7 protein-coding genes are annotated in these 12,561 nt (G+C 44.6%); 4 read left to right on the top strand and 3 right to left on the bottom strand.

Translation table 11 applies throughout. The features are described from left to right. From L0U89_RS10165 to L0U89_RS10155, 3 genes are all read right to left on the bottom strand, one after another. Positions 1 to 240, bottom strand: a complete 240-nt coding sequence (locus L0U89_RS10165) for a hypothetical protein (RefSeq protein WP_234861424.1) — start codon at positions 238 to 240, stop codon at positions 1 to 3. Then, positions 237 to 653, bottom strand: coding sequence for an OsmC family protein (locus tag L0U89_RS10160; RefSeq protein ID WP_234861423.1), 417 nt, complete (start codon positions 651 to 653; stop codon positions 237 to 239). The genes L0U89_RS10165 and L0U89_RS10160 overlap by 4 nt, the downstream gene beginning before the upstream one ends. A gap of 235 nt (positions 654 to 888) precedes the next feature. Continuing rightward, positions 889 to 4,266 (bottom strand): methylmalonyl-CoA mutase family protein, encoded by a 3,378-nt coding sequence (locus tag L0U89_RS10155; RefSeq protein ID WP_234861422.1) that lies wholly within the window; start codon positions 4,264 to 4,266, stop codon positions 889 to 891. A 408-nt stretch (positions 4,267 to 4,674) separates the two neighbouring features. Between L0U89_RS10155 and L0U89_RS10150 the strand changes: the two genes are divergently transcribed. The 4 genes from L0U89_RS10150 (at position 4,675) to L0U89_RS10135 (ending at position 12,533) form a co-directional block, all read left to right on the top strand. Continuing rightward, positions 4,675 to 5,757, top strand: a complete 1,083-nt coding sequence (locus L0U89_RS10150; protein WP_234861421.1) for a site-2 protease family protein — start codon at positions 4,675 to 4,677, stop codon at positions 5,755 to 5,757. After that, entirely contained in the window at positions 5,754 to 8,423 is a 2,670-nt protein-coding gene (locus L0U89_RS10145; protein ID WP_234861420.1) for a cation-translocating P-type ATPase, read from the top strand. The genes L0U89_RS10150 and L0U89_RS10145 overlap by 4 nt, the downstream gene beginning before the upstream one ends. Beyond that, on the top strand, positions 8,398 to 9,699 hold the full coding sequence (locus L0U89_RS10140; RefSeq protein WP_234861419.1) for an acetyl-CoA hydrolase/transferase family protein: 1,302 nt from the start codon (positions 8,398 to 8,400) through the stop codon (positions 9,697 to 9,699). The genes L0U89_RS10145 and L0U89_RS10140 overlap by 26 nt, the downstream gene beginning before the upstream one ends. Before the next feature lie 86 nt (positions 9,700 to 9,785). Then, positions 9,786 to 12,533: a cation-translocating P-type ATPase gene (locus L0U89_RS10135; protein WP_234861418.1), complete on the top strand. Its 2,748-nt coding sequence runs from the start codon at positions 9,786 to 9,788 to the stop codon at positions 12,531 to 12,533. Positions 12,534 to 12,561: the final 28 nt, after the last annotated feature.

Raw genomic sequence — 12,561 nt, 5'->3', positions numbered from 1 at the left:
CTAAAAATTTTCAAGTTTTTTTCGAAAGGATTCCCCCATTTCTTTAAATCTATCTTTCACGGCGTCAAAGAAATCCCCCTCAAAAAACACTTCCAAGTCGGATTCATCCAATACATCCATTTCCGGAATCTTAAAAGTCTGCTCCATTGGGCCAAGCTCGTACTTGATGAGGTACTTATTGTTCCACGAAAATATACTCAATCGAATCCCTTCCTTGGAAAACTCCCTTACGACCCTCATGCTGGCCTTCTTACCTCAGACGTGTAGCTGATTTCAGATTTCAGCGAACTGGCAACGGAGCAATATTTGTCCACGGACAACGCGACGACTTTCGCAAATTCCTCTTCTGTCGCGTCCGGCGAGACCAACACAAACTTCATAACGATGTGGGTATAATAGGCCGGTGTTCCATCCGCACGGGTACCCTCTACTTCTATGAAGAAATCTTCTACGCTCTTTCTCTTTTTCTTCATCATGATAACAGCATCTACTGCCGAACAGCCACCGAGTGCCGATAGCAACAGATCCATGGGAGATTGTGCCTTTTTCTCCTCTCCGTGATACATGTCGATTTCTACACGGTTACCCTGTGCATTGACTGCGAAGTACTCTTTTTCCGCCTTCATGTGGACGGTGATATTTCTCTTGCTCATCTTGATAAAATATAAGGTTACAAAGTTATTGAGTTATCAGTTTATTGGTTCTAGACCCGGGATATTTGAGATTCTATTGATTTTTTGAAGTCGGAATCCCAGGCCGCTGATTTCTCGCCAAACATATGGCCGTAGGGCGAATTGAATTGTGACAAATTACACTTTCCAGCCTTACTGGCAGACTAATACAACTTCCTATCTCCAAGCCATAAAAGCTTTAGACCTCCGAATCGCCCTACATATTCCTGCGATATTGGCCACCAACCTCATAAAGCGCATGGGTAATTTGACCCAAGGAACAATACTTCGCCGCCTCCATCAGTCTTTCGAAGATATTCCCGTTCCTCACAGCTACCTGCTGCAGTTTGACCAGTTCCATTTTAGCACGATCTGCATGTTTTTGGTGTAATTGGGAAAGCGTTTGGATTTGCGCCTCCTTTTCCTCAGTGGTCGCCCTGATCACTTCACCAGGGATTATCGTCGGTGAGCCTTCGGACGAAAGGAAGGTATTGACACCAACAATTGGATATTCTCCGGTATGCTTTAGCATTTCGTAATGCAGACTTTCCTCTTGGATTTTGCCGCGCTGGTACATAGTTTCCATGGCGCCTAGTACTCCTCCCCTTTCCGTAATCCGGTCAAATTCGAGATAGACCGCCTCTTCCACCAAATCCGTCAATTCTTCAATGATAAATGAACCTTGCAAAGGGTTCTCGTTTTTGGCCAATCCAAGCTCTTTGTTGATGATGAGCTGAATGGCCATTGCCCGGCGTACGGATGCCTCGGTTGGTGTGGTAATGGCTTCATCGTAGGCGTTGGTATGCAGAGAGTTGCAATTGTCATAGATCGCATACAGCGCCTGCAAGGTGGTCCGGATATCGTTGAAGTCGATCTCCTGGGCGTGGAGTGAACGTCCGGAAGTCTGGATGTGGTATTTCAGCATTTGTGAACGCTCGTTCGCTCCGTATTTCAATTTCATCGCCTTCGCCCAAATCCTACGTGCCACCCTTCCAATCACCGCATATTCGGGGTCAATTCCGTTAGAAAAGAAGAAAGAAAGGTTGGGTGCGAATTTGTTGATATCCATGCCTCGAGAGACATAATACTCCACGTAGGTGAAGCCATTGGAGAGTGTCAAGGCCAACTGCGTGATTGGATTGGCACCCGCTTCCGCGATATGGTAACCCGAAATCGAAACCGAGTAGAAGTTCCGAATCTTATGGTGGATGAAATATTGCTGCACATCACCCATCAGCCTAAGGGAAAACTCGGTCGAGAAAATACAAGTATTCTGGGCCTGATCTTCTTTCAAAATATCGGCCTGGACAGTTCCTCGGACTTTGGAAAGTGTATCCGCCTTGATCTTTTCATACACTTCGATTGGCAGGACTTGGTCACCTGTCACGCCTAAAAGCATCAAACCCAACCCATCATTACCCTCGGGAACCGGAGCGTTGTATACAGGTCTTTCGATTCCTTTTTCCATGTAAATCGCTTCAATCCGCTCGTCAACCTCCTGTTCCAAGCCATTTTCCCGGATGTAGATTTCACACTGCTGATCAATTGCGGCGTTCATGAAGAAGGCTGTCATCGTAGCAGCGGGTCCATTGATCGTCATGGAAACGGAGGTCATCGGATCGGCCAAATTGAATCCGGAATACAGCTTTTTGGCATCGTCGAGGCAGCACACGTTTACACCTGAATTGCCGATTTTTCCATAGATATCGGGTCTGTAATCAGGGTCTTCCCCATATAAAGTCACCGAATCAAATGCTGTAGAAAGCCGCTTGGCCGGCATTCCCTTGGACACATAATGAAAGCGCTTGTTGGTGCGCTCAGGACCGCCTTCACCTGCAAACATCCTCGTTGGGTCCTCTCCTTCGCGCTTGAATGGAAACACGCCGGCGGTGAACGGGAATTTTCCAGGTACATTTTCCTTCAATGCCCACTTCAGCAAATCACCCCAAGCTTCGTATTTGGGCAAAGCGACTTTTGGGATTTTGGTTTGGGACAGTGACTTGGTATGTGTTTGGACTTTGATTTCCTTGTCCCGGACATGGAAAACGTAAAAATCCTCCCCATAGCGGGTGATTTTCTCGGGCCACTTCTCGATCCACTTCTTGTTTTTTGGATCGAGTCCAAGCTCCACTTGGGCGTAGACCTCCTCTAGTTCCTTGACAAGCCTATCCTCGTCTACCACTTTGGCGGAACGGATCGCGTCGATCGACTTTCTGATGCTGTACAACTTTTGGGCTACTTCCTTTTGGTCTTCCACCCATTTGTCGTAGTTCCGATTGGTTTCGGAAATCTCCGACAGATACCGCGTTCGTGCAGGCGGGATGATGTAGATTTTCTCCAAGATTTCCTTGGTAAGCTCAAAGGATGAATGGAGCGCGGCACCGGTTTTTTCAGCAAGTTTTTTGATAATCGCCCGGTAAAGGTTGTTCATTCCCGGGTCATTGAATTGGGAAGCGATTGTCCCAAAAACCGGTATATCCTCGTCGGCGATGTCCCAAAGGTTATGGTTGCGCTTGTATTGTTTCTTGACATCGCGAAGTGCATCCTGAGCGCCTCTTTTATCAAACTTATTGAGCGCAATGATGTCGGCGAAATCAAGCATGTCGATTTTTTCGAGCTGGGTGGCGGCCCCATATTCCGGCGTCATTACATACAATGACATGTCCGAATGCTCGATGATTTCGGTGTCTGATTGACCGATACCGGAGGTCTCCAAAATGATCAGGTCAAAATCTGCTGCCTTCACGATATCCACCGCATCCTGCACATACTTGGAAAGTGCCAAATTGGATTGACGTGTCGCAAGCGAACGCATGTACACCCGCGGATGGTGGATGGCATTCATTCGAATGCGGTCTCCAAGTAGCGCTCCACCCGTTTTTCTTTTGGACGGATCTACGGAAATAATCGCAATGTTTTTGTCCGAAAAATCCAACAAAAAACGCCTCACCAACTCATCAACCAATGAGGATTTCCCCGCGCCACCGGTGCCGGTAATTCCCAACACGGGAGTTTTGCTCTTTGACGCTTTCACACGAATGTCATCCAGCAAAGCCTTGGATTGCTCGGGAAAGTTCTCTGCGGCGGAAATTGTCCGCGCTATTCCCACCTTATCGGCGGAATTTAGATTTTGCCGTTTTAAATCTTGTCCAATTGGGAAATCGCATTGTTTGACAAGGTCATTGATCATTCCTTGCAAACCCATCGCCCTGCCGTCATCTGGGGAATAAATCCTCGCTATGCCGTAGGCATGCAATTCCTCGATTTCCTCGGGAAGAATTGTCCCTCCTCCACCTCCAAAAATCCGGATATGGCCCATCCCTCGTTCCTTTAGGAGATCATACATGTACTTGAAAAATTCGATATGACCGCCTTGGTATGAGGTAATGGCGATGGCCTGTACGTCCTCCTGGATTGCACAGTCGACAATCTCATGCACGGAGCGGTTGTGGCCGAGGTGGATGACTTCACAGCCTGTCGCCTGAATAATCCTCCGCATGATATTGATAGCGGCATCATGCCCATCAAAAAGCGAGGCAGCGGTTACAATCCGGATGTGGTTTTGGGGTTTGTATATCTCTGATGAGAAGGACATTTTAACTTGGGTTTATTATTCTGAAGGTACTTATGTTCAACGAATTGGCGAGAACAATCACGCTTGTACATGCCTGCGAATATATAAAAAATTTCCATCGGGCAATCATGAAACTCATATCAATTCAGAATATTGTTTTGAATAGAGTGATTTTTTACACTCTTTCAATACATAATTTTAATTTTAAATATTATCATAAAATTAAATTATCAAAACAATATAAACAACACAATTTGATTCCAAACTACATGGAAGTGATTTTGGCGAAAATCACAATTCCGGAAAATAATCTCCATCAATGGTGACAACCGTCATGCTTTATTTGCCTAATGGTACCTTAATTTGGTTTCAGACAGGGATAAATCCTATCTTGAAGGAATAAAACAGGAACATCAAAACCCGACACGGATGAAATTTGCACTATATCTCGGAAGCTTCAAGAATGTAAAAGTCTTTATCCACTGGACGTTCTCTCTCCTGCTGCTATGGATCATTATTTCCAACTCACGACAGGGTATGCCCGCTATGGATATACTTTGGGTAGTTGTTTTCGTTCTTGCCCTTTTTGCCTGCGTGGTAATGCATGAGTTTGGGCACGCCTTGGCAGCGCAGCGCTACGGCATCCAAACCAAGGACATTGTCCTTTATCCGATTGGCGGCGTCGCTCGATTGGAAAAACTCCCCGAAGATCCAAAGCAGGAACTTTGGGTCGCGATCGCGGGACCCTTGGTCAATATTGTGCTTTTTGCGATCCTATCGGGGATTTTGGGATTCACGGGATTTGACCTCCAAAATCTCGAGGAGATCAAAATCAGTCCGCAAACCATCATTCCCAATTTGGCATCAGCCAATTTGATTTTGGCGATTTTCAACCTGATTCCGGCATTTCCAATGGATGGAGGCAGGATCTTGCGGGCATTTTTGGCAATCAAACTCCCGCGTGCCAAAGCCACCCAAATCGCCGGTGGCATCGGTCAGTTCCTGGCGATGTTTTTCATTCTTTTTGGCTTGTTCAACAACCCAATACTGATGCTGATAGGCATTTTTATTTTCTTGGGTGCTGCCGCGGAGGTATCCCATACCCAACAGGAAAGCTTCCTCAAGGGATTCAAAGTCCAGGATGCACTGATGCAGAAATTCCAAATCATTGGAATAGATGCGCCACTTTCGAAAGCAGTGGAAAAGCTGTTGAATTCCCAAGCCACCCATTTTGTCGTGGTGAAAGACGATGTTGCCGTCGGCACGCTCAGCCGCGATGAAATCATCCTGGGCTTGAAAGAAGGTGGTGAATCCGCCTTGGTCGAAAACTTTGCTAACCTGAAACCGATGAAAGTTGAAACCTTCGAAGACCTCAACGAAGTATGGAGAAAAATGGCCTCGGAGAAGCGAAAAGTAGCGCTGGTAGTCGAGAATGGGCAGTTTTTGGGGATTTTGGATCAGGAGAATATTGCTGAATTCGTCATGGTAAAATCCGCGATGAACCGACCATGAAACTGCCCGAATTCCCCCATCACGAGTCCGTCGATTCCCTCTTGGAAGGTCTGCAGACCAGCGAAAGGGGACTTTCGGTAGCCGAGGTAAACAAAAGGTTGGGGGTTTTTGGAAAAAACGAATTGCCAGCGGCAGGCAAACGACCGGCGTGGCTCCTTTTTTTACGCCAGTTCAACAACCTGATGGTGTACATCCTTTTTTCCGCAGCTTTGATTTCATTTTTTACAAAGCATTACGTAGATGTTTATGTCATCCTTGCGATCACCATCATCAATGCCATTATTGGATTTGTTCAGGAATACAAGGCAGAAGGGGCGCTGATCGCACTCAAGAACCTACTCGTCCCTCAATGCAAAGTGATCCGAAACGGCGTGTTGCAGACAGTCAATTCCGGGGAATTGGTACCCGGAGATATTATTGCCTTGGAAGAAGGTGACAATATCCCAGCTGATGCCCGGGTTATTTTTGCAAAAAATGCGAGGACTTCAGAAGCTTCATTAACAGGGGAATCAGTACCCATGAACAAAAGTACGGATACACTTGCCGTCGAAATACCTTTGGCCGAAAAATCAAATATGGTATGGAAAGGCACTTTTCTGGCAGGAGGGTCTATCAAAGCGGTGGTAACAGGCACAGGTCTAAAAACCCAAATTGGTGAAATAGCCACCAGCCTCCAGCAGATCAACCCCAAAAAGACCAATTTTCAAATCAAAACTGATAAGCTCGCCCGTCAGATGGCCCTCATTGCCATAGCAAGTGCGGTTGTGCTGTTTGTGGTCGCCTACTTTTTTAATGATTTTGAGATCAACGAGATTCTGTTGATTTCCATAGCGGCACTAGTGTCTGCCATTCCCGAAGGACTACCTGCGGTCCTTTCTATCGTCATGGCAGTAGGGTCATACCGGATGTCAAAAAACAATGCGATCATCCGGGAAATCACTGCAACAGAAAGCCTCGGATCTGTAAGCACGATCATCACAGACAAGACAGGAACACTTACCCAAAACACCATGACGATCAAAAAAGTATGGGTCCCCAATGCCGAGGAAGTGGAAGTACTTGGTGAGGGATGGGAAAGTGAAGGAGAATTATCAGGGACAAAAGAGGACATAGAAGCCATCGATCTATTACTTGAGATAGCCTCCCATTGTCACAATTCGGCAATTCGGGAAGATGAAAAAGGCATGTTGGTTGTGACAGGTGACCCGACAGAGGCGGCATTTTTGGTATTGGGAAACAAAGCAGGTAAATCCAAAGACCACACAATCCTTGAGGATGTGGCCTTTAACTCCGATATCAGATACCGCTCAACTTTGGTGGAAAAAGGAGAAAAAAAAATTCGGTTTTATATCGGAGCACCTGAATCCATCTTGGAAATCTGCGACTCAGTCAAGCGTAGCGACGGAAGTACCAAAGCACTTGATGACGATGAATTAGCCACCATAAATGAAAAAATATCTTCTTGGTCCAAGGAAAGCTTGAGGGTGTTGGCACTTGCCATAAAGGAAGAACACAGCGGTCCGCAGTCAGACCAAAACCTGGAATTCATAGGCTTGGCAGGGATGATGGACCCTCCACGCCCGGGTGTATATGAAGCTGTAAAATCCTGCCATTTGGCGGGTATCAGGGTGATCATGGCCACAGGAGACCATGCTGACACGGCTTTGGCGATTGGCAAATCTGTTGGTATTGTAAAAGAAGGACGACAAAAGGTCTACACCGACTCCGAACTTTCAAAAATGTCAAAGCAGGAATTTGACCTTGCAGTGCAGGAATCCGATGTATTCTGCAGGCTTTCCCCTGTGATGAAACTCAAGATCGCTAAATCCCTTCAAAACCAGGGTGAACTGATTGCCATGACGGGAGACGGTGTAAATGACGCGCCCGCCTTAAAGCAGGCCAACATCGGAATTTCGATGGGGATTTTGGGTACTGATGTGGCCAAAGATGCCTCAATGATGGTCTTGGCTGACGATAATTTTGCTACCATCGTCAAGGCTATCGAGCAAGGCAGAATTGTCTTCAACAATGCGAGAAGGACATCATTCTTTTTGATTTCTACCAATTTTGCCGAAATATTGATCTTGATATTGGTGGTTTCATTTGGACTGCCCATGCCCCTGACTGCTAGTCAGATTCTTTGGATCAATCTGGTGACCGACGGCTTTTGCGACAAAGCTTTGGCTACCGAACAGGGAAAAGGAAATGAACTGTTGTCTCCTCCTATTGATCCTAAGGAGAATATCCTGAATAAATCAATCTACCCTTTTTTGATCATCAATACCATCCTCATGACAGGGATTTCTCTGACAGCATACCTTTATTATCTTCCTGAAAGCCTTGAGAAAGCAAGGACCATTGTATTTATAACTATGGCATTTAGCCAGCTATTCAATGTATTCAATATGAGGAGTCTGGAGGGATCGACTTTCAAAATTGGCCTTTTCAGCAATAAATGGGTGAATTATACACTCTTGATTTCTATCCTGCTTCAGATCATTATTATTGAGATACCCTCTTTGGCTACTTTATTTAAATTCATTCCGATCACATTCTGGGAATTTATCTTTTGGGTGGGCCTTACTTCCCTGGTATTTTGGATCACTGAAGTTTTCAAATATTTTAAATTCGAAAGAAAAAATGGAATACAAGTTCAGCAATTCTAAAAGCGCGGTTCAATTGGTCAAAAGTAACCAAAGGGTTTTCATACACGGAAGTGCAGCAACCCCTACTTTCCTCATCCATGAATTGGCGAAAAGGAAAGAAGAGCTCAGGAATATCGAACTTGTCAGTATTTCCACATTTGGCCCCATGCCATTGGCGGAGGAAGTGTACAGGGAAAGTTTTTTCTTCAATACTTTTTTTGTTTCAAGCAATATCAGAAATACTATCAATTCAGAAAGAGGGGATTATATCCCTCTATTCCTAAGTGAAATAGGACAGCTTTTTAGAAAAAAAATCATGCCTCTGGACGTGGCAATAGTACATGTATCCGAACCGGATGCACACGGATTTTGCTCCCTGGGTGTTTCGGTGGACATTGCCAAAGCAGCTGTGGAGTCCGCAAAAGTCGTCATTGCGCAGGTAAACCCTAGAATGCCCAGAACCCATGGAGACGGCCACATCCATTTTAGTAAATTCCATGCGGCTGTTGAGGTGGACCAACCTCTACATGAAATCAATTACGCTAAGAAAGTAACTGACAGCGATAGACGGATCGGCCGTTTTGTTTCTGAAATAATCGAAGACAGGTCCACCTTGCAACTCGGCGTGGGTGCCATTCCAGATGCTGTCTTGGCTGAATTGAAAAACCATAAAGACCTGGGCGTACATACAGAAATGTTTTCCGATGGAATTATTGAACTCTTGGAATCAGGCGCAATTACAAACACTTTTAAAAAGAAGCATAAAGGGAAAATTTTAACCTCTTTTGCTGCAGGCACCAAAAAACTGTACGACATCATCCATGACAACCCCTTGTTTACGTTTCAGGAGGCGGAATATGTAAATGACTCCGCCATTATCCGCAAAAATCCCAAAATGATCTCCATCAATAGTTGTCTTGAAATCGACCTTACAGGTCAGGTTTGTGCTGATTCCTTGGGTAGTTTTCAATATTCCGGCGTAGGCGGCCAAATGGATTTCATGCGCGGAGCTTCGCTGTCTGAAGGTGGGAAGCCAATTTTGGCACTTCGCTCAATTACCAAAGAGGGCGACAGCAAGATAGTGCCTTTCTTAAAAGAAGGGGCCGGGGTAGTGACCACAAGAGCACATGTTCACTATGTGGTAACCGAATTTGGAGTCGCTTATTTGTATGGGAAGAACTTAAGGCAAAGGGCCGAATCATTGACGGCAATAGCCCATCCAAACCATCGCGAAATGCTGGACAAGGCCATTTTTGAAAGATTTGGAAATAAGATATTTGCCTTAAAGGAGTTTTGATTATGGATTAGACGGAGGAGTTGAAAATGGCAAATGAGGCATATGGGTCAACCACGTAAAAAGGATTTCTAATTAACAGTTATAAAATGATTGACAAAGCAGCTCTTAGGGAAAAAAGGTGGCACACTTTGGAATCCCATGAAGTGTTGGTCACACTTCAGACATCAAAAGAAGGACTGAGTCACTCAGAGGCCCGGAAAAGGCTGGACATATTTGGGCCAAATAAATTGCCTGAGAAAGTCCATATCAACTTGAGGAAGATAATTTTGGGGCAATTGGCCAATCCATTGATCTTTATCCTGATCGCTGCCGCGATTGCATCGATCTTAATCGGGGAACCAAAAGATGCCATTTTTATTTTGTTGGTCATTTTAATAAACACCGCGATCGGTGCGCATCAGGAATTCAATGCCGAAAAAAGTGCAGCCAGCTTACAAAAGCTTCTGAGGATAAATTCAAGAATTATTCGGGATGGATCTTTACAAAGGGTTGATTCCGAAGAATTAGTGCCAGGCGATATGGTTTTACTTGAATCTGGAAGCAAAGTTCCCGCGGACTTAAGGTTGACAGATGTCAATAACCTTGAAATCGATGAGAGTTTCCTGACCGGGGAATCCCAAGCTGTCTTCAAAATCACCTCTTCAATGAAAAAAGAACTTGTGGTGGCAGATAAGAAAAACATGGCATTTGCGGGCGCCACAGTCATGTCGGGAAGAGGTGTTGGAATTGTCATTGGAACGGGACTCGATACAGAGGTGGGGAAAATTGCACTGAATGTCTCTCACGGAGAATCAGCAAAACCTCCCTTGATTCTCCGAATGGAAAAATTTACCAAAAATATTGCCTACATCATTGTTGCCTTATCCGTAATACTTGCCGTTTTGCTGCGCATTCAGGGCATGGACTTGTCAGCAATATTTTTTTTCGTGGTGGCCTTGTCTGTTTCTGCCATTCCGGAAGGTTTACCTGTTTCCCTAACTGTGGCCCTTGCAGTAGCTAGCAAAAGAATGGCCCATAGAAATGTCATTGTCAGAAAGCTTACTTCTGTGGAAAGCTTGGGAAGCTGTACCGTGATAGCAAGCGATAAAACCGGGACACTTACCGTCAACCAGCAGACTGTGAAAAAAATCTTTCTTCCAAATGGTAAATCATTTGAGGTGTCGGGGGAAGGATATAATGGAGAAGGAGACATTTACCCTGCCGGGTATGGGGAAAAAGTACTGAATTTAGCCATAGTACCAGAATTAAGACAAATCATAGAAATTTCCATTTTGGCAAATGAGGGAGGACTGGAAAACCAAAATGACAAATGGAACTATCACGGAGATGCCATGGACGTTGCCCTTCTTGGGCTGGGTTATAAAGCCGGATTGGTCCCCACTGAAATCAAGAAAACCTTTCCCCTATTAGGGAAAATACCCTATGAGTCCGAGAAAAAATATGCAGCAGCTTTTTATCAAAGAGGGTCAGGTATTTTTTGTGGGATGAAAGGGGCTGCAGAAACAGTGTTGGAATTTTGTATCGATCCGGAAGAAAGGGGATTTTCTAAAGAAAGCATCCTAAAACAGGCGGAAGAACTTTCAACGAACGGATACAGAGTACTTGCCTTTGCGGAAAACAAAGCTGATTCATTCCAACAAAAAGCCCATGCCCGAGAGGAAGATATACCGACCCTTAAATTTGTAGGTTTGATTTGCTTCATTGACCCATTAAGGCCCGAAGCCAAATCATCGGTAGAAAAATGTAAAAAAGCAGGAATTAAAGTCATCATGATTACCGGAGACCATCCCGCAACGGCTGCAAACATTTCCAGAGAACTTGGAATCCAAAACGATGATAAGCCTGTAATCACCGGGAAAATGCTTCTCCAAGCAGGCAATCCTGATGAGGAAAAATTTAAAGAATTGGTATTATCTACTTCAGTTTTTGGAAGAGTATCCCCACAGCAGAAGCTTGAAATTGTCGATGTTTTGATAAAAAGCGGGGAATTTGTCGCAGTGACTGGTGATGGAGTCAATGATGCTCCGGCACTGAAGCGGGCAAACATAGGCGTTGCGATGGGTTCAGGTACTGATGTTGCAAAAGATGTTGGAGCAATGATCGTCGTGGACGATAACTTCAGCTCCATCGTTGCGGGTGTTGAGGAAGGACGGTTTGCTTACGATAATGTGAGAAAGGTAATTTATTTATTGGTGTCAACAGGGGCTTCTGAAGTGTTCATGGTTCTCCTCGCAATTATTTCAGGACTCCCGTTGCCATTATTGGCAGTACAGCTACTTTGGTTAAACTTGGTGACAAACGGTATACAGGATAAGGCTTTGGCATTTGAAGCAGGTGAACCTGAAACCATGGAAAGAAAACCCAGGAAACCAAGTGAGGGGATTTTTAATAAAATCATGACCATACAAATTCTACTTTCAGGCTTTGTGATTGGCATTATCGCGTTCGGATATTGGTACTATCTGATCGAACAGCTCAATATGGAGGAAGAACATGCAAGAAATCTGGTCTTACTATTTATGGTTTTGGTCCAGAATGTACATGTCTTTAATTGTAGGTCCGAAAGAAAATCGACCTTTAAAATTTCGATAATCAAAAACTATTGGCTAATAATTTTTATTATCGCAGTTCAGGCCCTCCATATAAGCAGTATGTATATCCCCCCGATGCAGGATATGTTGCGAATTTTTCCGATATCGTTAAATGATTGGGTTACTGTACTTATTTTAGCCATTCCGGTTGTCATTGTAATGGAAGTATTCAAATTCATTTACAACCGGCTAGCAAAAGATAATGACGAACTTTCCCGTAAGAAGCATTCAATTCTTGCTTAAAGCATTTATATCTACAAAATCAAATAAG

This window comes from Mariniradius sediminis (assembly GCF_021491425.1).
In the GTDB taxonomy this organism is placed as follows: Bacteria; Bacteroidota; Bacteroidia; order Cytophagales; family Cyclobacteriaceae; genus Mariniradius; species Mariniradius saccharolyticus.
Note: the sequence above shows the minus strand (reverse complement) of the source record. Positions and strands in the feature narration are given on the sequence as shown.